This window comes from Chthoniobacterales bacterium (genome assembly GCA_036569045.1).
Taxonomy (GTDB): Bacteria; Verrucomicrobiota; Verrucomicrobiia; order Chthoniobacterales; family JAATET01; genus JAATET01.
This window is the reverse complement of record DATCRI010000009.1, coordinates 57,833-83,257: the sequence shown is the minus strand read 5'-3', so window position 1 is coordinate 83,257 and position 25,425 is coordinate 57,833. Positions and strand designations below refer to the sequence as shown.

The window sequence follows — 25,425 nt, the reverse complement described above, 5'->3', positions numbered from 1 at the left end:
TCGAGATTGATCATGGCTGACACGATCCAGGACTCCGCCGAAACATGGTCAGACTGGATTGCCGCTGAAGAAGAGGCAACGTGCGAGGAATACCGAAGAAACCCGAGGCGGCTCATTTCCGATGCCGGACAGGAGGCAAGCGCGACCAACGACTACGCGGGTCGCGAACTGCTTGAGTTGCTGCAGAACGCGGGTGATGCGGCGACAGACGCTGGAATCGAGGGCCGTGTTCGGATCGAACTGACCGAGACGGGGCTTCTCGTCGCAAATACGGGAAAGCCTTTCTCGCGAGATGGTGTCGCCTCGCTGCGTGTCGCCCACCTCAGTCCGAAACGCCGTGCCAAGTTTGTTGGCAACAAGGGACTGGGATTCCGCGCGGTTCTGAATTGGTCTCGATTTCCCTGCATTCTGAGCGGAAATCTCCAACTCGCCTATTCCTTCAAGTTTGCGCGACAGAAACAGGATGATCTCGTAACGGGTGGAGGCGATGTCGCGCAAGTGATCCTGCAGGAACTGCGCACACAGGAGAGTTTGCTGCTTCCGCTACTCGCCTTTCCGGTATGCCCAAGAGATCAAAATCTGGAGCCGTTGTTTGATTCAGAAGAGCAGCGGCTGCTTTTTCTCTCGGCCAGAAAAATACGAGACCGCTTCGACACTGTCGTCTCCATGCCGTTCGACGACCGTGAGGGAGGATTCCGAAACGCCAAGGCTCAGATCGAACAGCTGCGGCCGGAAGTTTTGCTTTTCGCATCGGGACTCTCCGAAATCTCGATCACGCTTCCTGGAGAACCGGAGCGCACGTGGACGAAACAGCCGGTTGAAAACGGTCTCGTTCGTATCTCGATTTCCGGTGGTGAGGAGCCGATCCTCGCCTGGCATGTCCGCCGGGAAATGAAATCCGTTCCCGCTGAGTTTCTGCCACCGGATTCGCCGCCCCTCGACTACGAAGTGGCGATCGCGACGGCATCGAATCTCTCTTCTGAAGCTGGGTTCCTATACTCGTATTTCCCGACGGAGGTCAGATTTCCCTACGCCGTAATCGCGCACGCAACGGTGGAACTGCTGTCCAATCGCCAGCAGTTCAAGCCAACGAAGGCGAATGAGTTCATCATTTCTCGGCTCGCAAACTTGCTGGCGAAATGTGCGGCGGAGCGGGCGGCAGCCGCGGCTGACTGCTCCGGGTTGGAGATATTGTCTCCGAAGGCACATCATGGCGAAGCGCTCTCGAAGATTGGCTTCCGGGAGATGCTGATGACTCATGCGCGTGAGCTGGCGCTCATTCCGGTCCGCGCGGGCCACCTCGTTCGAGCGGACGAGGCATTGCACGCGTCATTTGAAGATACATCCTGGCTCCCCGCGACGGCCTTTCCGACAGTGGTCGATACACGCAAAGGCGGCTCAATCAAGGAAGTGCTCGGACAACTTGAGGTTCCTTCGCTCGAAGAAGAGCACTGGCAGCAGGCTCGCGAGTTGCTGGAATTCCACACCATTGACGAGAGAGCGGATTTCATCGTGGGCTCCCTGAAGCACGCCGCAGAATCCGCGTTTTCTCTTCCGCTGCTCCTCGATGGTTTTGGAAGTCCTGTTCCTGCTGGCCGACGTGTTTTTGTATCCGGTCCGAATGAGCGTCTTCACGATGTCCCGGAATGGGTGGACCTGCGCTTTCTCGACCAAAATCTCCGAAAAGCGCTGGAGAGTCGGCTCAACGTGGGAGACCAAATTGCGCTGGTGGGGCGGCTCGCGCCCCTGGGGGTCGTTCGATATTCACTCGACAACGTGCTCAGTCACTTGGTTGCGCGTGCGAATCAACGAGTGAGCGAAACGCCTGCCGAGGAGGCAACCATCCGGAGGGAATTGCTGCGCGTCCTTTATTCATTGTATCCGGAGGACCAGTCTCCCGGTGAGCGTCCCAAGTTTCCGGCTGATGCCGGTTTGCAGTTGTTGACGAAGGCCGGGACGTTTCGCTCGGCAAAAGCCGTCTATCTCAGCGGGGGATACGGCCCAAAGGGCCGAATTCTGGAGGGACTTTATCGGAATTTTCCCGAGCGGCTTTTGGCAGAGCCGGGTGCATTGGGATTCGACGAATCTGGCCCGACGTATGACCAATTCTTTCTGTGGTTGGGAGTGGCTGAATTTCCAAGGGAAGACATTGAGACGGAACCAGGCCACGATTTTAGGGAATATGTTCTGGCCTCCCTGAGTTTTCCGATTCGCATGCAGGATGATGTCATCGAACGTGCGACAAGTTTGAATTCGGTCCGCTTTTCAAAGCTGGCGACGGTGGATGGACTTAATGATATTCTTTCGACAGGAAATCCGATCGCAATTCTCTCGTGGCTTGCCCACGACGAGCGGGCAAAATCGTGGAAAATCCCGTCCACGGCTCACGGTCGCCTCGAGAACCGGCCTCACCGCGCAAGTGTTCATCGCCACTATGAAGGGCCCATTCCCAGCTACGTGCGCTGGAGGCTGCAGAGTTCGACGTGGTTGCCGCTTCGCGATGGGACGCCTGCCCGACCGATGGACTGTGTCGTCGAAGTCGCTCACGGGCTTGAGGAACTCTTCCCAACCCCAGCCAGGCCCACACAGGATCAACTCGCAGAATTTGACCTCCCCGGCGCGCTGATTCGCGATGCGCACGACCGGGCGGGCGTGATTTCCAGCTTCACCCAAATCGATCCCGATCAACTTTACTCAATGCTTCTGACCCTCCCCGAACGGGAGGGTGATCGACAGGGACGCTGGGCAAGAGGGGTTTACCGCGCCGTCCTCGACCATTTTTCCTCCGCGGATGTCACCGACAGTCCGGCCCGACAAAGATTCTGTCGGCAGGGCAGAATGTGGGCGCGGCAAGCGGAGGTAGAGACTTATTGTAAAGTATCCGACCTGTGGCATGTCGATTCCGAAGACGTGCCAGTGGCGCTGCTGAAAAATCTGAACGTCGCGGCCCTTCCAAAGCGCTCGGGTTCAAAGAAGGTTTTCGACCTCTTTGGTGTCAGAAGCGTTGATCGAAAGAACATTCTGCGCACGATTTCCGACCATCAGCCGGTCGTGGGAGCGGAGCAGTTCAACGCCGAAATCCAGAGTATCAAGCCAATGATCTTCTTTTTGCGGCGCAGCAGGTCGCAATCTGCGCGGGAGACTGACCTCTTCAAGTCTGTGACGATTCAAGTGTGTTTGTCGATTTCCGGCGAGGTCGAGTTCGAGGGGCAGCAGTCACCGCTCGAATTGGGCGCTTGGGACTGGATTTTAGACGAAAACAGCAAGACAGCCTACGTGCAGACGGATCCAAGCGAACCAGATCCACTCCGCTCGGACCTGCTCGCAGATGCGGTCGGCCAGATCTTCGCTGCGATTTTCAGCGTTGAGCGCGGCGACGAGTTTGCCCGCTTGATTGCATGCAAACCCAAGAACCGGGTCAAAATCCTGCGCCGATTGGCCGGCGAGGAGGATTTGCCAACGATAGCGGAAATAGAGCGCCGCTACCTGAACGCGACGACATCGCGTGAGCCTCAAGAAATCAAAGTTCCAGACGAACCACCGAAACAGCCTCATACTTCCAAGCCGGATCCCCCACCAACGCTGCCGCCGATCCAGCCACCAGCGCCAGAGGATCCTGCCCTCGGCGATCAGCCGCTCAAAATTGAAAAACGCGAACATGAGCCAATTGAAAGAAGTCGGATCGGTTGTCGGGTAACCCGAAAGCAGACCGGTGGGCAGCGAAATCTTTCCGGAACGCGGCGTGTAACCAATTGGGCGTTCTGTGAGAAAAAGGCGATGGAGTTCGAGGAAAACGATTCGCCGGCGCGTTTCCCCATCCTCGTAAGCAACGTGACGGGCTGGCAGGCACCCGGTGTGGATATCATTAGTTTTGCGAGTGTTGAGGACCGCGCAAACTTTAACGCTTCCCCGGTCAAGAATGATGGGCTTATCGCACGATTCATTGAGGTCAAGGGAACCGCCTCAGGAAATTCTAAGGTCGACCTTCGGGGAAATGAACTAACCGCGGCTCAACTTCAGCGGGGACGTTACTACATCTATTCCGTGTTCGACCGGGGAGATGGAAACTACAGCCTCGCCATCCTGCAAGATCCGCTTGGGGATTCGAAAGGGGTTCGCGCCGTTGTCGAGGTAGACCTCGAGGTCGCTGCGGGCACAGTGGAATTTGAGATGTCCGGCGGACTTCAAGAGAGCAACTTCGTTTAGAATTTGCGCTTTCTATCTATTACGTTCCGGTCGGGTTATGTTTCCTCTGAGTTATTTGAGTGATCTCGCTAAGTCTTGTGCCTTCGGCTGATCGACTTTGGAAAAACCTCTGACAGATTGACCTCGAGTTTTGCGCAGATTCGCGCGAGCAGGTTGAGGGTTGCGAAGCGTTCCAGTTCCACGATTCGCTGTAGCATTGCTTTCGACACGCCTGCCCTTTTCGAAAGGTCCGCGTAGCTCCAACCATTCGTTTTCATGGTGCGACGCAGGAATTCGGAGAGCTCCCTGTCCAATTGAGACGCGACAGCGTGCGGCATGGCCGCAACGATGACTATCAATACGTCGCCCATGGGCGACGATTCAGATTGTACATCTGTCGCCTATAGGCGATAAAACTCATTCATGATGAGTGCCGAAGCTCAGATATTTTTCTGCCGCCCCTCGTCAATAGAGAGCGGAGAGGCCGAGCAACGTTTCCGACCGACAAGGGCTGCGTCGGGTTCCAATCGCCCGCAACCTACAGATCGGCCCAGCGAAGTTTCAGCACCTTCAAAATGGCCAATAGTTCCAAATCGGTCAGCGAGCGGCGTCCATTTTCGATACTGGCAAGCACTGCTTTGTCGCAATCCCACTTGGCTTGGAGCTGCAGCTTTTCGACGAACTTGGATTGGCTCAGTCCCGCCGCTTTTCTCAATTCTTGGAGGCGGGGACCAAGCGCATTCCGCTTTCCGTGCTTGTCCTCCACAATACCACGCTTGCGCATGGTCCTTGACTAGATGAGCCTCTGTCTTTATTGGCATATGTCATTATAGGCTGTGTCTTTCACAATACACGCAATACCTACCCGCTAGCTGCAATGAAACTTTTCGCCCTCCTCTCTTTGACCCTGGCGCTCCTTGTGACGCCTCATTCAAGCGAAGCCGCATCGGCACGCCCCTTCAAAGGCCGCTATCAAGGTTCCTTCACCCTGCGTACCCTTTCGGGGGAGCATCAGGACCTCAAATTTGTGAACATTCAGATCGCTGCTTCTGGGCGGGTGAAAGGTTTCCTTCTGGAGTGGTCCGACGTGGCAGGCGGCTATGCTCCATCCGCGCAGCTGCGCGGAAAAGTGACCGGTGTTCGCAACGAATTTTCCGGCAAGCCGGTCACCGGAGTCTATCGGTGGCTTGGGCGGTTGAACCTCCGCGCGCCGGCGGGATTGCTCTTCAAGTTGTCACTGCGCTCCGCGGCGAGCTCTTCGCCGACCCATTCGGCAGTGGTCATTATCGAGGGCACGGCGCGCCAAGGCGCCTATTCAGCCGATGTCGACTTCAAGACTCTCTAACTCGACTCTCCTGCGCGCTTTTCTACCGGCCGCGGTTCCCTCCGCGCTCCTCTTGGGCATCATGGGATGGGGCGCATGGATCAGCGCGCACGATCCGCTCAACTACAACCGCGGAATGAACGGGGGACAGAATCCGTTCTGGCTCATCCAGACGCTTTTCGCGGTCTGCCTGGGATTCTTTGTCTATTTCCTGCCGACCTCGATCGCAGCTTACCGCGGGAGCCGGCACTATTGGGGAATTTTGATCACCAATGCCCTCGGCTTCCTTGCCGGCATTCCTTGGCTCATCGCGCTCGTGTGGTCGGTGCTGCCGACCGACGGTCCCGCCGCGCCGTCGACCACAAGTGAACTCGATCGTCTCGCATCGCTTCGCGGCCAAGGCCTCATCTCGGAAGACGAATTCACGGCTGCGAAGAAGCGTCTCCTTTCCTAACGCCTGCCTTCCGCGATTTCCGAAGAAATGCCGCGGAACTCGCAAAACAGATCTTTTCATCATGAGCCGAACACGCGCACTTTTCCTGAGCCTCGTCATCGGGATGGGGATTTTCCGGGCCGAAGCCCAAACACCACAGCCTACCCCGCCGCCTCCCTCCGGTCCCCAAGGAACCCTCTACACCTTGCCGGCGGGCGGATGGAACATCTCGGCCTCGGGAGATGTCTGGGACAGCGACGGGAACGAGAGCCTGTCCGTCTGGACGCCGACAGGCGGTGCCGTGAATCTCGTGCCGACTCTGCCGGCCTACGGGACTTTGCGGATCGTCAACGGCGGACTGGGCGTTTACGCGAAGGAAAACGACATGACATCAGCGACGACGCTCACTGCAGTCAGTCTTTCAAATGGCAGCACAAACCCCATTACCCTGGGCAGTTCGTCTTCCGGAGCCGCGAGCAATCTGACCGCAGAGAGCGGTCACGTCTTCTTCGCGAGGCGCGCTGACTTTTCGAGCCCCACGGCAATTTACGATTGGGTGCCGGGCAGCAGTCCTGCTGCTGGACTCACGATCGTGGGCTCGAGCGGACTGACTCTCGCTGTCTCCCCGGATCGCCAATCAGTGGCGGTCAATGGGAACTGGGGCTTTCCGCCAAGCGGCGATCAGTTCCACTCGGCGACTTCAGGAACGCTCCCTTTCCCGGACAATGACAAATTCGGATCGATCTTTGTCGGCAATGGCACGGTGCTTTACGAGACGCCTGCGACCATGGAGAACCCGGCAGAGATCATGTTCTGGGTGCCGGCAGGTGGAAGCGGAGTTCCGATCTACTTTTCAATCGGGAGCGTGCCAGCCGGATGGGAGGTGAGCTCCATCGCTGGAACATACGGCATTCGCGTTCTCCAAGACCTGACCGAACAATCCGCGTGGCTTGCGATCGCGCCCGAGGGACTCGTCCTTCAATCCGATGACACGTTCTTTCGGAATCTTCTGACAACTTACCAGATCGATCCTTCGGGATTTCCCACGATCACCGGCGGCGCGGTTGCGGGCGAGACCGGCGACTTCGTTTTCACCGCTGGCGGTCAGCAGTATTACGTCACCGCAGTCCCCGAGCCATCTGCGATCGCCCTCTTGTCCACAGCGATCGTTCTCGGCGTATTCGTCCTTCGGCGCGCTCGAAAACAGGAATCGCCGTGAGCGCAGACTCCCATCACGTTCTCGTGGTGGAAGACTCCCCGCCGTGCCGACGCATCCTAGAGATTGAATTCGCCCGCGCCAGGTATCGGGTGACCTCCATTGAAGACGCAAAGCAAGCGATCGAGGCGTTACGACAAGCTCGCTTTCAGGCCGCCGTCGTTGATCTCGTCCTTCCGGTCGGCAGCGGAATCGACGTGATTAAGATAATCCGTCGCGTGCAGCCGTGGATCTTCGCCATCGCCGTGACGGGAGTGGTCTCGGAAAACGTTCGCCTCTACGCTCTGGGAGAGGGATTTGACAGGTTTGTGTTCAAGCCTTACCGGGCGAGAGACGTGATCTCGATGCTTCCGCGGTAAACGGCGCACGCGCCACCGCATGTTGTGTGAAACATTGAAGAGGCGACGACCGCCGCCAAGTGTTTTCATTGGCGGATCTCGCGCCTTCGGTGACGGCGTGGTCACCCGTCGAGCCCGAATTCGGCCCGCAGAAGCGGGCGTGTGCGTTTGACGGCACGGTCGACCGTCGAGGGATTCACAACGTGGGCCCGCGCGGTTTGTCGGGCCGATGCCGTATTCTCCACCATGTGGAGGAGATACCGTAGGTCGGCCGCGTAGCTGGTCTTGAGCCTCGGAGAGGTTCGGAGCGCCGTCAGCACTTCCTCGCGATCAGGAATCTGGGGCGGTGAATTTTCCTGCGGCGTGTCTTCGAGCGGCACTTCGAGCCGCACGCTGATCCGGCGGATCGCGTCCACGGTGCGCGAGCGCAGACGAAGCCTGATGCGGGCTCGAAGTGCGCGCATCAGCTCTCGGTCGGTGCAGTGACCCGCAACACGGCTTTTGAGTCCCTCGTCGCAGGTGAGACGGTGATGCATATCGCAGAGCACCGTCTGCACGACGTCCTCGCGATCGGCCCAGCCGATCCGGCAATGTTCACCGGCTTCCGAGCGAATGCGGCGAAGGAGCAGGAGAGACGCGTCCTCCTCGTCTCGGCCGCTTCCCGCGCCAGCAATGATCCGCCGCAGTGCGGAAAGTCCTGTTTGATTTTGATGGTTCCGCGCCGCCTGCGAGGACGGCGCACAGCTTGGTGTGAGATTGTTTTTCACACCGGCCCTTCCGATCAACTCACCGCGCGGGCGGGAACATCGGGACACCGAGGCTCCCGCCATCTTCGCGAACAGGAAAAATCCCGCGCCGCGTGCGGCAACGGCGGTTTTGCTGCGTCTATATCCGGTGAAGACCTATGTTGACCGCCAATCACCGACTCGTTCTCCAGCTTCTCCAAGAGGAGCTTTCCGACTCTCCGCTCGACGCGGAGATGCCTGCCCTGCGCGCCGCCGGCCTCATCTTTTCCGAGATGGTTCAGCTCTCCGCCGCGCAGGATTCCGAAACTCAACTCGACCGTTTCATGGCCATCGCCGTCGCCGCGGTGAGGGCAGCCGCCACCGTGGCGGTCGAAGACAATGGAGGAGGCCGATGAGCGTGCGTCTTTGGACCGAAGAAGAATTCGAGCGCATGCTCGCGCTCTTCACCGCGGGATGGTCGATTGCCGAGATCGCAAAAGCACTCGGCCGTTCGGAGAATTCCGTACGCTGGAAATTGATTTCGAAAGGCTACTCTTCGAAGACACTTTCTGAACCGGCGCCTTCTGCGCTGCCGCCCGAAGAGCCGGAGCCCGACGCTGTGACTCTCAGCGAAGCCGAGCGCCTCGTCGCGGAGCGGGAGCGTCGGCTCGAAACGAAACGGGAGCAGAAAGCGGCGATGGAGGGTGTGCTCGAGGATCGCTTGGTCGAAGTCGTCCGAACCACGCTCCAGGAATGTGTGGCCAGGGCCCCCATCGCTCCGCCGCCCCTCGTTATCGACCGCGCGATCGATGAGCCCACTTCCGCGGTGCTTCTTTTCGGCGACGCCCATTTCGGAAAGGTTTGCCGTCCCGAAGAAACCGAGGGCCAGGCGCATTACAATCCCGCCGTCACGCTTGCGCGCATCCATGAGCTGGAAGGTCGTGTGACCCGCCTTCTGGACGGCGGTCCGGCCATCGAGGAACTCGTGGTCATTTTTCTCGGCGACATCTTGGAGGGTGTTCTCGACCACCATGCCGAGAAGGAGGACACCATCCTCCTGGCCCAGCAGTTTGCTCTCGCGATCCGAGCTCTCTCGCAGATGCTTTTGCGTTTCCCGGCGCCGAAGATCGTGGTCCATGGCGTCGCCGGTAACCACGGCCGCTGGCCCAACCAGCGCCGCATGCCGACCGTAGGTCGTGAGTCCAATTTCGACCGCCTCGTCTATACGGCACTCGAGTCCATTCTCGAGGACACCGAACACATCACCTTCGATCTGCGCGATTCATCCCGCCAGTTGATCGAGATCCAGAACACCCTCATCCAGGTCTCGCACGGGGATCAATTTCGGGGCGGCGAGTATTGCGTCGCAGGCTTCAAGCGCGAGGCTTACCACTCCGCCTTGCGTCACGGCCCGGAGGGCCAGATCCCGGAGCTCTTCGTCATCGGGGACAAACACATCTCCATGCAGCTGCCCGTCGGAAACGGGCACTTTCTCGTGAACGGTTCGCTCGTCGGCCAGGACACCTACGGTCAGGCATTCGCGCCGACATTGCCTTCGCAAACCCTGTTCTGGATTGGCGCCGAGCGAGGCAAGTTCCTGCAGGCCGACATCGCGCTGTCCGCCACGAGGCTGCCGATGCCGCTGCCCTACGACCTCACTCCGCCCCTCGAAAAACTCGTCCTCTCCTACCAATGAAAATCGCTGACTCTCTCGCCTCTCTCCTTCACGCCGATCCGGCCGCCCTCAAGCATCTGCGCCAGGCTATCGATGAACTCATTGCCGCGCGCACGATGGTGGAGCCGCCCCGTGTCCCTGCGCCGCGGCCCATTGTTTCCATGCCGGCTCGGGCAGCGGTCAGTTCTTCGCCGCGCCTGCCGCAGGCGCTTGCTCCCATGCGTCCGCCACGGCCCGGCTCGCTCCGCGCCGCGGTCTACGACGTCCTCTCCATGCGGCCGACGATGAGCCGCGCGGAGATCGTGGAGGCCATCGCGCGGACGCGTCCGCACAAGGACCGCGACACGCTCACAGCCAAGGTTCACGACACCCTCAACCGGCCCAATGATCCGCGTATTGTCCGGGTCAGTCGGGGACTTTACCGCCTCGTTGCCCGATGAAACTTCCACCCGACTCTCACCGCTATGTGCCCCCCGACGAAACGGTCGGCGGAGCGTGCGTCGCCACCGTCGCCGAATGCCTGCTCCGCTGGCGGGTGCATGGACGCCTGCCGGGATTTTATCTCGATTTTGGTGCGGCTCAGCAGGAACTCCACGCCACCGCGCGGGCAGAAATCGTCGAGTCCTTCGAGGAAGCCCTCGATGCGCTTTCGTGCATGAGCCGCCCGGATCACGTCGCCGAAGACCGCTGGGAGCATTGGGGCAAGGCCTTTCAGGGGCTTTCCGTGAATCCAGAAACGATCCTCGCGATCTCCGGCGATGAGTTCCGGAAATTTCACCTCGCCATGTGGGATTTCGCCCACGCTCTCGGCCATCCCCAATGAAAGCTCATCTTCACCACTTTGTTGAGGTTCTGCTTCGTCGCGCCGCATCCCGTTCGAAGAACGCTCCGCTGCCGGGTTTTGCGCACCTGCTTCCGCTTGTTCTCGGAGCCTCGTCGCGTCCCGGAGCCTTGATCCTCGGTGCAAAATCCGTCGACCGCGTGCGGGAGATTCTCGCTCCCAGTGGTCGCGCGGAGGAGGTCCTGGCGCTGACGGCCGATTCGTTTTACGTCGCGCCATTCCGCGATTTCGAGAGGGATAGTTGTGCCGTCGCGACTTGGCTCGAAGCCCATTCGCCTCTCACCCTTCGCAATCCGCTCGCCCTCCGCCTCCTGTCTTGTGCGTGCATCTTGGCTCGCATGGGTGGACTCGGTCGGATCGAATCGATCCAAGGGATCGTTGAGGGAGTGGCGACGATTCTGGAGCTCAGCCGCTCGACCGGTTCCCGCTATACGGGTTCGGCGATTTCCGACGCCCGAGAATCCTTCTCTGCCGCGGTCAACCAAGGCGTCCTCGAGCCGTGGGAAGCCGCCTCACTCGAACGTCTTTTGCAGTCCGGGATGCAGCCCTATTCGCACCTTCTCGAGGCGGCGACCTGTGTTCATCTCGTCCTCAGTCCCTGGCTCGAGGGAACGGCATTCGGACTTCTCACCGACCGCTCACGTCCCGAGTTTTTGATGGAGCAGTTGTGGCACGCCGGCGTCATCGCCGTCGCGGACGACTCGCTTCCCCAGACCGTGGAGAGGTTGCTTGTTGAGGATTTCGAGAATTGCCTGACGTCCCGAACCGAGCGCGTCTTCTTCGATGGAAGGAACGCGGAGTCGATCAACCAAACCCGCGCGGCGTTTCTCTTTCGCAGCCCCGCGCCATGAATGAGTCTTGGCAAATGGGCTGGCTCTTCCACCACCCACACGAGTTCTTCGAGATATGCCGATGGAGTCGTCGACTCGAGTTGCGTCTCTGCTATGCCATGGAAGTTCTGATCTGCGGACCGCGATTATTTCTCGATCAACCCCTCACCTGCCAGTGGCATCCCAAGCCCGCCCAAGTCGCACTCTGCAAGAGCCGTGGAATTCAAATTGCCGAGTGGCTCCCGCTCGCAAACCACCGCGTTTACCTCAGGCCAAAACCAAATGGATTTCCGGAATTCCAGGATGCCGATTGACGCCGCACCAGAGCCTCAGGAAAAGAGCACTTTTACTCTGTTAAACGGGCTGCTTGGTGCAGTCTTGGTGCAAAATCAACGTAAGTCGTTGATTATCAAGAGAGCGGGTGAAGGGAATCGAACCCTCGTATGCAGCTTGGGAAGCTGCCGTTCTACCATTGAACTACACCCGCGTAAGGCTGGGACGTCCCGGGACTACTCCCAGGACTTGATGAACTTTTTGGCGTCCGTGTTGGGAGAACCCTTCACCGGAGTGCCGGGGGACCAGGCGATCACCGTCTTCGTGATATCGGACCCATTAGGTCCCCTTACCTTATTGTCGTAATCGCCATCCATGGCGATCTTGTAGGGCTTGTTCCAAGAATCCAAAAACTGCCCAGTCTGACGGTTACCATTGGCAACGCGGCCATTTTTTCCACTTTTCGCGTTCGGGACCTCCATAAAAACAAGCTCTCTCGGGTTTAGATCATTAACGTTTTGCCCGCTCAAAACTTCCCACAACACCTCCGAATTTCCTGCATCACCCTCCACATCGGTGTTGCCTCCACCGGCAATGGGCATCTTGCCGTATTCCGCGACATAGGCATTGATCGCCGCCACGATCTGCGTGACGTCATTCTTGGCCTGAGTCTTTTTCGCGGTTTCCATCGCGCCCTGCACCGCGGGGAAAAGGAGGGTCATCAGGATCGCAAGAATCGCGATGACGACCAGCAATTCGATAAGGGTAAAGCCGCGACGGGAGGAGAGTTTAGGGGAGATCATGAGTCGAGAAAAGCAGACGCGTAAATGTCGCGTTCCTCCATCGGCAGGCAAGCATTTTCTTGTATTCGCGGGACCCGGCGGGGAAACTCGCTCCGTGCCAGAAAACGAGCGCCGAAAAGGGAAGTCCAGATCGGCCCCCAAACCGTCCCCCGCCTCGAAACCCAAAAAGTCTCTTCGCGAGCGCTTCGTCGATCTCGTCCGCGGTAAATCCCGCCCGATCCCGGAGAAACCGTCTCCCGAGAAAACCGCCGGCCCTTCCAAGAAACGTCGTCGCCGCAAGGGGAAATCCGCGCGTCCGCCGGAAGAAACCCGCCAGCCCGTCGCAGAGCAGCCGCGCCCTCGCCGCAACCGCGGCAAGGCCCCCGAGGACGCCCCCTCCCAGCGTCCCCCCGGCAAATCCCGGCAGGCTCCGAGTCGCGATCCAAAGAAGCCACGCCCTCGCCTCGACCGGCCGGCCCAGGATTCCCGGCCACCCAGGCCGCATCGCGACAAGCCCACGCGTCCCTCCTCCGCCGGCCGCTCGCTCCGTGAACAGATCGTCGAGCTCGTGCGCGCTCAGCCGCTGGACAAGGTCGAAATCTCCAAACGCCTGAACCTCCCCGCCGACGACCGTCGTCGACTTCGCGAGCTGCTCTCCGAGATGGAAAACCTCGGCGAGATCGCGCGCGTCCGGAAGGATCGCTACGTCGTTCCGCAGGACGCCGACCTCTTCACTGGCGTCATTCAATTCCACGCCAGCGGCGCCGCCCACGTGCTGAACGAAAAGCAGGGCGAGGCCGACCTCTACGTGAGCGCGGAGAATACGTGGACCGCCATGCACGGCGACGTCGTCGTCGCCCGCATCAACAAGGGGGGCTCGTCGGAGCCGTGGCGCAAGGTCGCGCCGGGCACTCCCCCGCGACGCGAAGGCCGGGTGATCCGCATCCTCAAGCGCGCGAACGAAAAAATTGTCGGCACGCTGCAGAAGTCGAAGAACTTCTTCTACGTCGTCGCGGACGATCCGCGTTTCGTCCACAACCTCTACGTGCCCGTCCCCGCGGCAGACCTCCGCGCCTCCGCCGGCGACAAGGTCGTCGCGAAGCTCGATGCCTGGCCGTCGCGCCACGTGAATCCCGAGGGGCACGTCATCGAGGTGCTCGGCCGCACCGGCGCTCCCGGCGTCGACATCCTCTCGATCATCCGCAAATACAACCTGCCCGAAAAATTTCCCGACGATGTCGTCCGGGAGGCGGAGCGCATCGCCCCGACCGTGCCGCCGGAAGAGGCGGCCCGCCGCATCGACCTGCGGGACCGCTTCATCATCACGATCGATCCCGACGACGCGAAGGACTTCGACGACGCCGTCGAGGTGCAGCGCACGAAGAACGGCTGGTCCGTGAGTGTGCACATCGCCGACGTGTCGCATTACGTGCGCCCGAAGACGTCGCTGGATCGCGAGGCCGTGGGCCGCGGGAACAGCGTCTACCTGGCCGACCGCGTCATCCCGATGCTGCCCGAGGCGCTGAGCAACGGCATCTGCAGCCTGAAGCCGCAGGTCGATCGCCTCGCCTTCTCGGTCTTCGCGGAAGTCTCCACGAGCGGAAAGGTGCACAACGTGCGCTTTGGCAAATCCGTCATCCGCAGCGCCGCGCGCCTCACTTACAAGGAGGCCTTCGCCATTCTGCAAAAGCCGCCGACGGACGAAGTCTCCCGGCGCGTGCACACGGCCTGGGAGCTTTCCTCGCTGCTGCGGAAACAGCGGTTCGCAAAAGGCTCGCTCGAGCTCGACTTCCCCGAGGTCAAGGTCTGGCTCGACGACAAGGGCGTGCCCGTGCGCCTCGAGCGTATCGAGAACGACATCTCGCACCAGCTCATCGAGGAGCTGATGCTCTTCGCGAACGAGTGCGTTGCCCGCGAGCTCACCCTCGCCAGGCAGCCCACCGTCTACCGCGTCCACGAGAAGCCGGATCCCGACAAGCTCGCCGAATATCGCGAAACGGCCGTGGCCCACGGTCTCCGCGTGGGCGATCTCACGAATCGCGACAACCTCGTGCGACTCCTCGCCGCGACCCGCGGCCAGTCGTTCGAGAACGCGCTCAAGATCGGCCTGCTGAAGAGCCTCAAGCGCGCGACCTACGGCCCCGCTCCGCTCGGTCACTACGGCCTCGCGAAGGAAAATTACACGCACTTCACCAGCCCGATCCGTCGCTACGCCGACCTCATCGTCCATCGCTCGCTGGAACGCCACCTCGGCCTCACGAAGTCCGGCCCAAATTCCACGGAGATCGCCTCGCTCGCCGAGCACATCTCGACGACCGAGCGCGTCGCCACCGACGCCGAACGCGAATCGACGAAGCTCAAGAAGCTCGAGTATTTCCAGCGCCAGACGTCCTCGCGCGAGGGGCATCCGTTCCCGGCCCTCATCCTCGAGGTCCGCAACTACGGCCTCTTCGTGGAGCTGCCCGAGTTCCTGATTTCCGGCCTCGTCCATGTCTCCACCCTCGACGACGACTTTTACCTGCACGATGCCGCCCGCGGGAGGTTCATCGGCCGCAAGACGAAGCGCGTTTACGAGGCCGGGCAGACGATCGAGGTGATCGTGGCCAAGGTCGACATGTTCAAGCAGCAGGTCGATTTCAAGGCGGTTTGACCTAGCCGGAAGATTTCCCCTTGTGACGAGGGAAAGCCTCGCGATATTTGGAAATCCCACTGCCAATAAGTTGTAACTCAAAAAGGAATGGACAATATCATCCTGGCCCGTGACCTGCAGGTCGAGCGCAAGCACTTCTTCATCGAATACCGCGAAAACGACCGCGGAAAATTTGTCCGCATCACCGAGGAAGCGCACGGTCGCCGGAACTCCATCATCATTCCGAGCACGGGCCTCGCGGAATTCGTCCGCCACTTCGACGATGTCGCCAGCGCGGCCTCCATCGAGTCCCAGCCCGCCTGAGGCGAGTCCTCTTCCGCCTTTCTCCCGGCCCGCAATTTTGCGGGCCGTTCTGCTTTCACGCCCGTCCGTTCCGCGGACCGCCCGCGATCTGTCGGAACAGATCCACGCCCGCTCCTGCGTGCTTTAACTTCCCGTCCTTGCATGGTATGCTGACGGCTCCGCCTCCCTCCCAGCCCCATGAACAAATCTCCCTCGAAAAAGACGGCGAAAGCCTCCGCCGTGCCCGCGAAACCCCACAAATACGTCTACCAATGGGGGGCGGGCAAAGCCGACGGCGACGGCGGGATGAAGCCGCTCCTCGGCGGCAAGGGCGCCAACCTCGCGGAAATGACGCGCATCGGCCTGCCGGTGCCTCCCGGCTTCACGATCACCACCGAAGTCTGCACGTATTTCTACGACCACGGCCACGCCTATCCGGCGGAGCTCCCGTCGCAGATCGAGAAGGGCATCGCGAACATGGAGCGCATCATGGGCTGCAAGTTTGGCGACGCGAAGGCTCTGCCGCTGCTCGTCGCCGTGCGCTCCGGCGCGCGGGATTCCATGCCCGGCATGATGGATACGATCCTCAACCTCGGCCTCAACGACGAGACCGTGGTCGCCCTCGCCGCTGCGACGAAGAACGAGCGCTTCGCGTGGGATTGCTACCGCCGATTCATCCAGATGTATGGCGACGTCGTGCTCGGCGTGCAGAAGCGCGAAGGCGAGGACCACGAGCCCTTCGAGACCGTCATCGAGGCCTACAAGCACGAGATCTACCACCACGACGTCGTCGATAGCGACCTCACCGCGGAGGACCAGCAGGAGCTTGTCCGCCGGTTCAAGCGCCTCGTCCGCACGCGCACGAAGAAGGATTTCCCGAACGATCCGTGGGAGCAGCTCCACGGCGCGACCGGCGCCGTCTTCGGCTCGTGGATGAACGACCGCGCCATCGTCTATCGTCGCAAATACGGCATCCCGAGCGACTGGGGCACCGCCGTCAACGTGCAGGCCATGGTCTACGGCAACACCGGCGGCAAATCCGGCAGCGGCGTCGCCTTCACGCGCAATCCCGCAAACGGCGCCAATGAATTCTACGGCGAATTCCTCATCAACGCGCAGGGCGAGGACGTCGTCGCCGGTGTGCGCACGCCCGAGCCCGTCGCCCGTCTGAAGGCCGCCATGCCGAAAGCCTACGCCGAGCTGCTGAAGGTCCGCGCCACGCTCGAGAAGCATTTCAAGGACGTGCAGGATATCGAGTTCACCATTCAGGACGGCAAGCTCTTCATGCTCCAGACGCGCAATGGTAAACGCACCGCCGCCGCCGCGCTGAAGTTTTCCATGGATATGTTCAAGGAGGGGCTCATCGACTGGGAGACCGCCGTCCTGCGCAATCCCGCCGACCAGCTCGACCAGCTCCTCGCGCCCATCTTCGATCCCGCCGAACTCCAGAAGGCCACCGCCATCGCGACCGGCCTGCCCGCCGGCCCCGGCGCCGCCTCCGGCAAAATCTACCTCAACGCCGACCGCGCCGCCGCGGCCGCCGAGCGCGGCGAAAAGGTGCTCCTCGTTCGCAACGAGACGTCGCCCGAGGATCTTCGCGGAATGATCGCCGCCGAGGGCATCCTCACCGCGCGCGGCGGGGTCAGTTCCCACGCCGCCCTCGTCGCCCGGCAGATGGGCAAGGTCTGCATCTGCGGCGCCAGCGCGCTGGTGATCGACTACGTGGAAAAAACCGTCAGCGCTGCGGGAAAAACCTTCCGCGAGGGCGACTTCCTCTCCATCGACGGCACCACCGGCACCATTTACGCCGGCCAGCTCGCCACCGCGCCGTCCGAAATCATCACCGGCATGCTGAACGGCAACAAAGCCGCGCAGAAGACCGAGAAATTCCGCGGCTTCCAGCAGCTCATGAAATGGTGCGCGCAGGCCGCCCGGCTCGAGGTGCGCACGAATGCCGACACCCCCGAACAGACCGAGAACGCCCTTGCCTTCGGCGCCACCGGCATCGGCCTTACCCGCACGGAGCACATGTTCTTCGAGGGCGATCGGATCGACGCCATGCGCGAGATGATCCTCGCCAGCACCGTCGGCAACCGCCGCGCCGCGCTCGCGAAGCTCCTGCCCTACCAGCGCGAGGACTTCGCCGGCATCTTTCGCGCGTTACAGGGCCATCCCGCCACGATTCGCCTGCTCGATCCCCCGCTGCACGAGTTTCTCCCCCACACCAAGGAACAGCAGGCCGACCTCTCGAAGAAGACCGGCATCCCCGTGGCGAAAATCCAGGCCCGCGTCCACACTCTGCACGAGTTCAACCCCATGCTCGGCCACCGCGGCTGCCGCCTCGGCATCGCCTACCCCGAGATCACCGAGATGCAGGTCCGCGCCATCTTCGAGGCCGCCGCCATCGTCGCGAAGGAGAAGATCAAGGTTCATCCCGAGATCATGATTCCCCTCGTCGGCTTCAGGCGCGAACTCGACCTCCAGGTGGAAATCGTCCACCGCGTCGCGAAGGACGTGCAGGCCGAGAAGAAGGTGAAGCTCGACTACCTCGTCGGCACGATGATCGAGGTGCCCCGCGGTGCGCTCACCGCCGACGAAATCGCCCGGACCGCCGAATTCTTCAGCTTCGGCACCAACGACCTCACCCAGACCGCTCTTGGCATCAGCCGCGACGACATGGGGAACTTCCTCCTGCCCTACACCGAGCAGGAAATCTTCAAGAAGAACCCCTTCGCCACCCTCGACACCGTCGGCGTCGGCCGCCTGATGGAAATCGCCGTCGAAAAAGGCCGCACCACCCGCCCGAAACTGAAGATGGGCATCTGCGGCGAACATGGCGGCGACCCCGACAGCGTGAAATTCTGCCACCGCCTCGGCCTCGACTACGTGAGCTGCAGCCCCTACCGCGTCCCCGTCGCCCGCCTCGCCGCCGCCCAGGCCGCCATCGAGGAAAAGCACGCCGCGAAGCCGGCCAAAGGCGCAAAATAAGTCCCGGCCAAAGATGATGAGAGAGCCGCGTCGGCTCTTCAACGCGGAAAAGAGCGCCGCCTCAGCGAAACGGCGCCCTCCAAAACCAAATAAAAAGCCCGCCCCGGACGAATCCGGAGCGGGCAGCGAAGACCCTTAAACTCCGCTTAGAAAACCTGCGCAGCCTTCCGGCGACGCATGATAATGACCAAACCGAGAAGACCCGCCACCGCCAACGCATACTCATGCGGCTCGGGGACAGGTGTGACTGTAATGTCCACGAAACCTTGCGAGACTGTGAACTGATCAATTCGCCCAGTTCCTCCCGTAGCGACCGCCGATCCACCAATACCCGTAGTCGATGTGTCGATAACACGGAAATACACCGTCGCCGCGTTGTTAAGTTCGGAGATCGAACTGAGATCTGCGGAATACAGGGATGCAGCTTTATAAGAAGTTGTTCCATTCCAACCATCGTTAGTAATTGAGTAGGACTTGACGTCGACAAACGACGTTCCATCCAAACTATATGAGAGTTTGAAGTCTCTTGGGCCGGTGTTGCTGCCAGTCTGAGACCAAGCAACATAAATTCCCGAGAAGCCAGTAGTCGACAATGTGAATTGAAAATAGTCCCCTACACCCCAGTTTGTAGCACTAAGAGAATCACTCGTCCCATTTCCAGCAGGAGTAGTCCAGTCCGTCAAAGCGCTAGCATGGACTCCAGAGGCCGTTCCAGTGCCGATGCTCGCAGCAATTCCGGTTATCGTCGCGGAGTCGGTAAGATCTGCCGGAGGATTGGGGTCAAAGTTCCATTGTGAGATGATCTGCGCTCCAGCCGAACCAGCAAGCACCACTGCCAGCGCAAAACCGGCGAATACTTTCTTAATCATTTGTTTTGGTTTTTCTAGGGTTCCCGAATGAAACAGCGACCTCACCTGGCAGTTCCCTCCCGACGAAGCTGCCTGCGACGGGGCGCAGACAGGATTGCAGGGTGATTCAGCAACTCCGGGGCCAACAATTCTGTTTTTGCAACATTTTTGCCGCCCACGCCCCCGCAGAACATCCCATGGCCTCCTCTCAGTTCAGAAAGATCAGGTTTTCCCTGCGGTTCTTTTGCTTCCCAATGCCCCTCGAGCCCTCTGCCAGGCGCCCGGCATTCCGAACAGGAATGCCTTCCCGACCAGAGTCACTTCCTCGCGATCCTTCCTCCCATCGCCCGGGCGGAGTGCGGGACGTTTATCGTTGACGCCGGAAAGGCCCGCTCTTACGAGAGTGGTTCCGGAGCCGGCCGCCCCTCCGAAACAGCCATTTTTTTGATGAAATCGCCCTTCTTTTTCTGCCTCGTGACCTTCGCCAGCGGAGCTCTCTCCCTCTCCGCCGCGGAACCCGATGCCACCGGCACTCCTTCGCCTGCCCCGGCCGCCTCCGCGACGCCCGCTCCTTCGCCTTCGGCAACCCCCGACGTCTCCGCCACACCGAGTCCCGCCCCCGCCGCCGAGGCGGCGTCCAAACCTGCCACGAAAACGCAGGAACTCTGGGCGCTCGATTACGACGAGGATGCCGACAAATTTCTGGTGCCCGGCACCAAGACCCCCTTCACCGGCCCGGTGATCTCCCACTACGACAACGGCGTCGTGGAGCTGATCGGCACGGTCACGGATGGCCAGCGCACCGGCTGGTGGATCGAATTCGCCGAGAATGGTCAGAAGACCTCCGAGGGCTTTCGCAAGAACGACCTCGAGGACGGCGCCTGGACTTACTGGTCCGAAAACGGCCAGCTCCTGAACTTCGGCGAATTCAAGAACGGCTCGATGGTTGGCAAATGGGAGGAATTTTTCGAGAGCGGCAAGCCCAGCTCCGTCGGCGTTTACAAGGACGGCCTGATGGACGGCGAATGGACCTTCTACGACGAGCTGACCGGCGAGTCGAAGGCGATCAAATACGACAAGGGCGTCCAGCTGACGAAGTAAGCCGTTGCGTCTCCGGTTCTCTTGCGAGTCCCCTCCCGTTCCTGTCGTTCGATCGGTCGCGTCCTCCTCGTGGGAAGCGCGATCGGCGGCCTCACGCTGACGCTTGCGCGCGCCCAGGAGGAAGAGGAACTTCCCGAGCAACCGACCTGGACCGCTCCCGCCGCGCCCGGCGTTCGCGCCGAGGATTCGTCTATCGCAGAGGACGGTAGCACGACGACAGCCACCCCCACTCCGGAACCCACCCCACCGCCCAAGCCGCTTCCGCCCTTCATCCTCGAGCCGGACGAGAGCACGCTCGGCGTGCCAGTCGACCAGGGCTGGAACCTGCCGGATTTTTCCGACACGTCATCGTGGTTCCAGATGCAGGGCCTGCGGATGCGCGTCGGCCCCCTCCAGCTCCGCTTCGACCTCGATCTGAACGTCGGCTACAACGACAACATCTTCGGCACGAATTTCCCAAAAGTCGGCGACTATGTCTCGACCATCTCCCCGACGATCGAAGCCGGCATCGGTGAGTATCCCCGACCGCGGCAGCTCGTGCCGCTCAGCGAGCAGCAAAACTACTTTTATCTGCGCTACACGCCGTCGTTCCTGTTTTTTGCGGAGAATCCCGCGCAGAACGCGACGAACGAGAATTTGACGATCGCCGGGCGCTACACGTTTCGCCGTCTCGTTCTCGATGGCGCCTTCAGCTACGTCACCACGACAAATCCGACGCCGACGGACATCGGGCGTCAGCAATACAACACGACTTCGCTGAACATCAAAGCCAGCTACGCCCTCTCGACGAAAACATTCCTGCAGGTGATCGCCGCCGGCAGTTATCAGGACTATCCAGAGATTCCGAATACCGCGACGACCACCGTGAGCATCGCGCCGGCGCTCGGCTACCAATTCAGCAAGAAACTGCGCCTCACCCTGGGGCCGACGGCTGGCGTTTCGTATTTCGAGAGCGGCGGCGAACAGCCATTCCAGTCGGTGAATCTTGGCTTCACCTACGACACGACTCACAAGCTTCAATTCGAGGGCTCGGTCGGCATCCAGCGCACCGAGGGCAACAGCAACTCCTCCGACGACGGCGACTTCACCAGCCCGGTTTTCTCGCTCGGAGCCACCTACACGATCGACAACACCAGTTCCATCGCCCTCGACCTGGCCCGCAACGTTTCGACGGGAGGCACCTCGAACGGGGAAACCTACATCCAGACCGCCATTTCCGCGTCCTACCAGAAGCGCATCTGGAGCCGCATCCAGCTCGACCTCACCGGCTCCTATCAGGTTTACGACTACCAGGGAGTCGGCGCCCGCACCGACACCTACATCGTCTTCAACGTGCGTGTCGGCTACCTGTTCTGGCAGCAGCGTTGCAGCGTCTACGTGACCTACGTGCGCAACCAGCGCATTTCTGATATCTCGGCCTACGAATACGATTCGAATTTCCTCGGCACCGGCATCAACGTCCAATTCTAGCCGGCCATCGGCCGGCTCGTTGACGTTGAGAGTTTAAGTTGAAGCATTCGGGCACAAAAAAAGCGGAGGAACGATCCTCCGCCAGCTTCAACTTCAAACTTTCCCCTTAAACTTTCAGTCCGCCGGCCGCACGGTATCCACCCACTCGACCTCTTGAAGAGCGCCGACGTCCTCGAGCACCTGCGGACGATCGCTCACCGTCACCGAAAGCTGACGGCTTCCGTCCTTGGAATCGCGTCGAATCGGGAGCCGAGGCCCCGCTCCCAGGCCCGGAATTCGCGTCCGGATCGCCGACTGCCAGGGGCGGGCAGTCAGGCGTAGATCCACCTGCAGAACCGCTCCCTCGTCGATCGCCCAGATCGCCAGGGAGCGTCGCCCCGTGGCATCGACGAATTCGACGCCCGCAAGATCGTCCTCGTAACCCTCGAACTCGATGCGCCGGCAGGATTGCATCGTTCGGACCAGCGCAGCCGTGTCCCGGAACGCAAACCACGCCGGCTTCGGCGAGCCATCGGCAAACTCGAGGCCGAAGTGGCTTTCCCGATCGGTGAATGGTCCATCACCGTCTCGCAGGGTGTAAATCCACAGCCCGCGAATCCGGGGGTCCGCTCGCAGCAACAGGATGGCCCGGGAGAGATACTTTGCCTGCTGGTCGAGGGTCACCCCCTCCGTTCCGTCGTGCGTCGGCCATCCCAGCTCCGTCACATACAGCGGCACGGCCGCGCCGCCGGGATATTTCGCAAGCAGGCCCTCGAGTTCTCCGACCAGTTCGAGCAGGCCACGCTCGGGCACTCGACGCTCCGGCGACATCCAATACACATACGGGTGGAACGAAAATCCATCCAGATGCCGGAGCAAACCCGCCTCGCAGGCGCGGCGCGTCCAGTCATCCTTGCGCCCAATGCCCGCCACCGAGCCGCCGAGAAAAACCTTCGAAGGGAACGCCGGTTTCAGCCTTTCGTAGGTTTCGCGCAGCAAGGCCACGTATTCCTCGGGAGATCCCGGCGCGGTTCCCGCCGGCATGCCGATCGCAAGATTCCATTCGTTCCAGACCTCCCAGAGGGAAACCGCATCCTTCAACTGCCCCACCGCAAATCCCGCAAAGTCGGCGTATGCGGCGCGCCCCTCCGGCGTGGACGGATAAAGTCCGCGGTCGTGGAAGCGATTTCCGTAGGCAAGGATTCCGAGAGGGGCGATCCCCTCCCCGGAAGCCTTTCTCGGAACCGCCCGCATCTCTTCGGACAGCGCGAACTTCCCGGGGCTCGTCTCGACTCCCGACCAGGCGACATCTCCGCGCAAAGTGTCCGCCTGCGCCACCCGGGCCGCCGCCATCGTCTCGGCACTCCACGGCGCAGCCACGCCGAGCAGGAACTCCTCCTTCGGAGTCGCTCGCCGTTCGCAGCCCGCGAAGGCCAGGACAGCCGCGGCGATCGCCGCGGCCGTCCGTTGAAGCTGGAAGTTGAAGATCAAAGTCAGGGGCAGGTTCAGGTATCAGATGGAGCGTCAGAAGTTGGACGATCACTTTTCGAAACCGACTTGTTGCTCAAAAAGTTTACCGGGATCAAAGGGATGCAAGGGACCATGCGGAGCCCGACGGTCTTTTCGCGTCTCTTCAACTTCAACTCTTCCTTTTCAACTGCGCCGCCAAGGCTCACGAGCTTGCCCTGCGTCTCCTCCATCCCAGTCGCATTCCTTCGTGCCACGCGGCTCATCTCTCTTCAGACCATCCCTTGCATCCCCTCCATCCTTGTTTCTAAAAAGTTTACAGGGATCAAAGGGATGCAAGAGACAATGTGGAGTCCGACGCTCTTCTCGCGTCTCTTCAACTTCAACTTTCTTCTTCAACTTCAGGCCGCGTGCCGCGGCCTAATACGCGTTCCTGTTCCTGACGAAAGTCAGCGCCATGATATAAAGATCGAAGCTCAGACTCCAGCGCTCGATGTATTCGATATCGAATCGCACCCGGGCATTGAGATCAGTATTGCCCCGCAGGCCGTTCACCGCCGCCCAGCCAGTCAGCCCCGGTTTCACCGCCAAGCGAATGTTGTAGTGCGTGATCTCGTCCTCCAACTGAAGAGAATGGAATACCCGCTCCGGACGCGGTCCTACCAGACTCATGTCCCCACGGAGCACATTCCAGAATTGAGGCAACTCATCGATATTCCAGCGTCGAATCACCGCTCCAACTTTCAGCATTCTCGCGTCTCCAACGGCGGTGGACTGGCTAAGGTGATCGGTCTTATCCGCATCCAAGCACATACTCCGTAGCTTATACATTTTGAACGGACGCCCTCTTCGACCAAAACGCTCCTGCGAAAAGAAAATCGGACCAGGCGATTCCCGGTAAATTAGAAATCCAACAACGACACAAATCGGAGCAGCCAAGAGAAGCCCCACACAGGCTCCGACAATATCCACCACTCTCTTGATCATCCGAGCCGGAAGATGTTCCAGTGGCAGCCGCCCAATTGTCACGACCGGCACCCCTCCCAAACTCTGAAGTCGCAAACCGGACAACAATACTTCAAAAAATGCGGGGATGGCCATGAATGTCACCATCTCCTTGTGACAGACATTGACAAGGTATGTGGTGTCCTGAACCGATGGATTCAGGTCCGCCAACAAAACAGCGTCGATGTTCGAACTTCGAACGATGGTCCGCAAGTCACCCACCGATCCCAGATTAAACTCCATTGGAGGCGCTGTTTCGAAGTGGTGTTCATTGAATTCCACCGCCCCCACAATCCGGTAAGGAGCTTGGAAATCCTCGCGCATGCGTTGCACGATCTTTTGCACATCGGCGTTCCATCCGATCACCAGAACACTTTTCCGCAAAGAGTTCCCCAGGGAGGTTCTCCAGACGATCGTTATGATCAGCCGATGCCAGAGAAACAGAAGGGGAACAGACAGTAACGCAACCAAGACGCAATAGAACCGGGAAATCAGCGGATCAACTCGGAAAAAAAGGCTTAGCAAAAGATAAAAGCAGGCCCACACAATCATCGTCGACAGAAGGTCGATGACAACCCGTCCCCGCTTCAACAGCATCGACCTTTCAAAGATTCCAAAATAAATTCCAGAAACGACGAAAAATATAAGTCCTAATTGGAAATGGGGGACATAGGAAGGCAAGTCCCCCTGCATCTGCACGAAAATCGTGCCGTCGAAAGGGATCCACCGAAGCACCACGGATTGGAAACGAATCCAATATGCGAGGACCTGAGAAAGGAAAAAAATTGCAAGATAGCCTCCCACCAAGGCAACCAACAGAAAGTCTTCCCCTCTGCCGTCGCGACTACGTCGAAACCTCCTCAAAACCGCCACCTCATCACAGGAACTCTTCACGCGGACATCCTCTTTCATGTCAAAATTTGACTAATTTGCATCCCTCGGAAAATACCGACATAACGGTGTTGGACTCGTATCTCACAGTTCGTCCACACCCCAAAATCAATATAACATTC

22 protein-coding genes and 1 tRNA gene are annotated in these 25,425 nt (G+C 60.2%); 15 read left to right on the top strand and 8 right to left on the bottom strand.

Annotated elements, in window-relative coordinates:
- Positions 1 to 12 precede the first annotated feature (12 nt).
- Entirely contained in the window at positions 13 to 4,206 is a 4,194-nt protein-coding gene (locus tag VIM61_02265; GenBank protein HEY8899224.1) for a DUF3883 domain-containing protein, read from the top strand.
- A 68-nt stretch (positions 4,207 to 4,274) separates the two neighbouring features.
- Here the strand turns inward: VIM61_02265 and VIM61_02260 are convergent, their stop codons facing one another.
- Positions 4,275 to 4,556, bottom strand: coding sequence for a helix-turn-helix transcriptional regulator (locus VIM61_02260; protein HEY8899223.1), 282 nt, complete (start codon positions 4,554 to 4,556; stop codon positions 4,275 to 4,277).
- Positions 4,557 to 4,723: 167 nt separating this feature from the next.
- A complete protein-coding gene (locus VIM61_02255; protein HEY8899222.1) occupies positions 4,724 to 4,969 on the bottom strand; it encodes a helix-turn-helix transcriptional regulator in 246 nt (81 codons plus the stop codon).
- Positions 4,970 to 5,062: 93 nt separating this feature from the next.
- Here VIM61_02255 and VIM61_02250 point away from each other — a divergent pair, with 93 nt between their 5' ends.
- The 4 genes from VIM61_02250 (at position 5,063) to VIM61_02235 (ending at position 7,517) form a co-directional block, all read left to right on the top strand.
- The gene (locus tag VIM61_02250) at positions 5,063 to 5,530 is read left to right on the top strand and encodes a hypothetical protein (GenBank protein ID HEY8899221.1); all 468 of its coding nucleotides are present in this window, start codon (positions 5,063 to 5,065) and stop codon (positions 5,528 to 5,530) included.
- A 61-nt stretch (positions 5,531 to 5,591) separates the two neighbouring features.
- On the top strand, positions 5,592 to 5,963 hold the full coding sequence (locus tag VIM61_02245; GenBank protein ID HEY8899220.1) for a superinfection immunity protein: 372 nt from the start codon (positions 5,592 to 5,594) through the stop codon (positions 5,961 to 5,963).
- 280 nt (positions 5,964 to 6,243) lie between these two features.
- Positions 6,244 to 7,161, top strand: a complete 918-nt coding sequence (locus VIM61_02240; protein ID HEY8899219.1) for a PEP-CTERM sorting domain-containing protein — start codon at positions 6,244 to 6,246, stop codon at positions 7,159 to 7,161.
- A complete protein-coding gene (locus VIM61_02235) occupies positions 7,158 to 7,517 on the top strand; it encodes a response regulator (GenBank protein HEY8899218.1) in 360 nt (119 codons plus the stop codon). Before VIM61_02240 ends, VIM61_02235 begins: the two co-directional genes overlap by 4 nt.
- 101 nt (positions 7,518 to 7,618) lie before the next feature.
- On the opposite strand, the gene VIM61_02230 is transcribed toward VIM61_02235, so the two are convergent.
- Positions 7,619 to 8,326 (bottom strand): hypothetical protein, encoded by a 708-nt coding sequence (locus VIM61_02230; GenBank protein HEY8899217.1) that lies wholly within the window; start codon positions 8,324 to 8,326, stop codon positions 7,619 to 7,621.
- Positions 8,327 to 8,400: 74 nt separating this feature from the next.
- Here VIM61_02230 and VIM61_02225 point away from each other — a divergent pair, with 74 nt between their 5' ends.
- From VIM61_02225 to VIM61_02205, 5 genes are all read left to right on the top strand, one after another.
- A complete protein-coding gene (locus VIM61_02225; protein ID HEY8899216.1) occupies positions 8,401 to 8,637 on the top strand; it encodes a hypothetical protein in 237 nt (78 codons plus the stop codon).
- Positions 8,634 to 9,917, top strand: coding sequence for a hypothetical protein (locus VIM61_02220; protein ID HEY8899215.1), 1,284 nt, complete (start codon positions 8,634 to 8,636; stop codon positions 9,915 to 9,917). Before VIM61_02225 ends, VIM61_02220 begins: the two co-directional genes overlap by 4 nt.
- Positions 9,914 to 10,336, top strand: coding sequence for a hypothetical protein (locus VIM61_02215; protein HEY8899214.1), 423 nt, complete (start codon positions 9,914 to 9,916; stop codon positions 10,334 to 10,336). Before VIM61_02220 ends, VIM61_02215 begins: the two co-directional genes overlap by 4 nt.
- Entirely contained in the window at positions 10,333 to 10,719 is a 387-nt protein-coding gene (locus VIM61_02210; GenBank protein HEY8899213.1) for a hypothetical protein, read from the top strand. Before VIM61_02215 ends, VIM61_02210 begins: the two co-directional genes overlap by 4 nt.
- A 404-nt stretch (positions 10,720 to 11,123) precedes the next feature.
- Positions 11,124 to 11,588, top strand: a complete 465-nt coding sequence (locus VIM61_02205) for a hypothetical protein (protein HEY8899212.1) — start codon at positions 11,124 to 11,126, stop codon at positions 11,586 to 11,588.
- A gap of 395 nt (positions 11,589 to 11,983) precedes the next feature.
- On the opposite strand, the gene VIM61_02200 is transcribed toward VIM61_02205, so the two are convergent.
- Positions 11,984 to 12,054 (bottom strand) — tRNA-Gly (locus VIM61_02200).
- Positions 12,055 to 12,076: 22 nt separating this feature from the next.
- Positions 12,077 to 12,643 (bottom strand): type II secretion system protein, encoded by a 567-nt coding sequence (locus VIM61_02195; protein ID HEY8899211.1) that lies wholly within the window; start codon positions 12,641 to 12,643, stop codon positions 12,077 to 12,079.
- 94 nt (positions 12,644 to 12,737) lie between these two features.
- Here VIM61_02195 and rnr point away from each other — a divergent pair, with 94 nt between their 5' ends.
- The 3 genes from rnr (at position 12,738) to ppdK (ending at position 18,542) form a co-directional block, all read left to right on the top strand.
- Positions 12,738 to 15,272: a ribonuclease R gene (gene rnr / locus VIM61_02190; protein HEY8899210.1), complete on the top strand. Its 2,535-nt coding sequence runs from the start codon at positions 12,738 to 12,740 to the stop codon at positions 15,270 to 15,272.
- A gap of 87 nt (positions 15,273 to 15,359) precedes the next feature.
- Positions 15,360 to 15,575: a DNA-binding protein gene (locus VIM61_02185; protein HEY8899209.1), complete on the top strand. Its 216-nt coding sequence runs from the start codon at positions 15,360 to 15,362 to the stop codon at positions 15,573 to 15,575.
- A 219-nt stretch (positions 15,576 to 15,794) separates the two neighbouring features.
- Positions 15,795 to 18,542: a pyruvate, phosphate dikinase gene (gene ppdK / locus VIM61_02180; GenBank protein ID HEY8899208.1), complete on the top strand. Its 2,748-nt coding sequence runs from the start codon at positions 15,795 to 15,797 to the stop codon at positions 18,540 to 18,542.
- 146 nt (positions 18,543 to 18,688) lie between these two features.
- On the opposite strand, the gene VIM61_02175 is transcribed toward ppdK, so the two are convergent.
- Positions 18,689 to 19,411: a hypothetical protein gene (locus VIM61_02175; GenBank protein HEY8899207.1), complete on the bottom strand. Its 723-nt coding sequence runs from the start codon at positions 19,409 to 19,411 to the stop codon at positions 18,689 to 18,691.
- A 426-nt stretch (positions 19,412 to 19,837) separates the two neighbouring features.
- Between VIM61_02175 and VIM61_02170 the strand changes: the two genes are divergently transcribed.
- Positions 19,838 to 20,491: a toxin-antitoxin system YwqK family antitoxin gene (locus VIM61_02170; protein ID HEY8899206.1), complete on the top strand. Its 654-nt coding sequence runs from the start codon at positions 19,838 to 19,840 to the stop codon at positions 20,489 to 20,491.
- Positions 20,492 to 20,560: 69 nt separating this feature from the next.
- Entirely contained in the window at positions 20,561 to 21,961 is a 1,401-nt protein-coding gene (locus VIM61_02165; protein HEY8899205.1) for an outer membrane beta-barrel protein, read from the top strand.
- A gap of 114 nt (positions 21,962 to 22,075) precedes the next feature.
- On the opposite strand, the gene VIM61_02160 is transcribed toward VIM61_02165, so the two are convergent.
- Both VIM61_02160 and VIM61_02155 read right to left on the bottom strand, forming a co-directional pair.
- Positions 22,076 to 23,431, bottom strand: coding sequence for a hypothetical protein (locus tag VIM61_02160; GenBank protein ID HEY8899204.1), 1,356 nt, complete (start codon positions 23,429 to 23,431; stop codon positions 22,076 to 22,078).
- Between the two features lie 396 nt (positions 23,432 to 23,827).
- Entirely contained in the window at positions 23,828 to 25,324 is a 1,497-nt protein-coding gene (locus tag VIM61_02155) for an exopolysaccharide biosynthesis polyprenyl glycosylphosphotransferase (GenBank protein HEY8899203.1), read from the bottom strand.
- Between the last annotated feature and the right edge of the window lie 101 nt (positions 25,325 to 25,425).

Excerpts from the sequence above, each read along its gene's own strand:
- VIM61_02265 (HEY8899224.1), top strand. The coding sequence starts at position 13 with ATGGCTGACACGATCCAGGACTCCGCCGAAACATGGTCAGACTGGATT.
- VIM61_02260 (HEY8899223.1), bottom strand. The coding sequence starts at position 4,556 with ATGGGCGACGTATTGATAGTCATCGTTGCGGCCATGCCGCACGCTGTC.
- VIM61_02255 (HEY8899222.1), bottom strand. The coding sequence starts at position 4,969 with ATGCGCAAGCGTGGTATTGTGGAGGACAAGCACGGAAAGCGGAATGCG.
- VIM61_02250 (HEY8899221.1), top strand. The coding sequence starts at position 5,063 with ATGAAACTTTTCGCCCTCCTCTCTTTGACCCTGGCGCTCCTTGTGACG.
- VIM61_02245 (HEY8899220.1), top strand. The coding sequence starts at position 5,592 with ATGGGATGGGGCGCATGGATCAGCGCGCACGATCCGCTCAACTACAAC.
- VIM61_02230 (HEY8899217.1), bottom strand. The coding sequence starts at position 8,326 with ATGGCGGGAGCCTCGGTGTCCCGATGTTCCCGCCCGCGCGGTGAGTTG.
- VIM61_02225 (HEY8899216.1), top strand. The coding sequence starts at position 8,401 with ATGTTGACCGCCAATCACCGACTCGTTCTCCAGCTTCTCCAAGAGGAG.
- VIM61_02220 (HEY8899215.1), top strand. The coding sequence starts at position 8,634 with ATGAGCGTGCGTCTTTGGACCGAAGAAGAATTCGAGCGCATGCTCGCG.
- VIM61_02215 (HEY8899214.1), top strand. The coding sequence starts at position 9,914 with ATGAAAATCGCTGACTCTCTCGCCTCTCTCCTTCACGCCGATCCGGCC.
- VIM61_02210 (HEY8899213.1), top strand. The coding sequence starts at position 10,333 with ATGAAACTTCCACCCGACTCTCACCGCTATGTGCCCCCCGACGAAACG.
- VIM61_02195 (HEY8899211.1), bottom strand. The coding sequence starts at position 12,643 with ATGATCTCCCCTAAACTCTCCTCCCGTCGCGGCTTTACCCTTATCGAA.
- VIM61_02185 (HEY8899209.1), top strand. The coding sequence starts at position 15,360 with ATGGACAATATCATCCTGGCCCGTGACCTGCAGGTCGAGCGCAAGCAC.
- VIM61_02175 (HEY8899207.1), bottom strand. The coding sequence starts at position 19,411 with ATGATTAAGAAAGTATTCGCCGGTTTTGCGCTGGCAGTGGTGCTTGCT.
- VIM61_02170 (HEY8899206.1), top strand. The coding sequence starts at position 19,838 with ATGAAATCGCCCTTCTTTTTCTGCCTCGTGACCTTCGCCAGCGGAGCT.
- VIM61_02155 (HEY8899203.1), bottom strand. The coding sequence starts at position 25,324 with ATGAAAGAGGATGTCCGCGTGAAGAGTTCCTGTGATGAGGTGGCGGTT.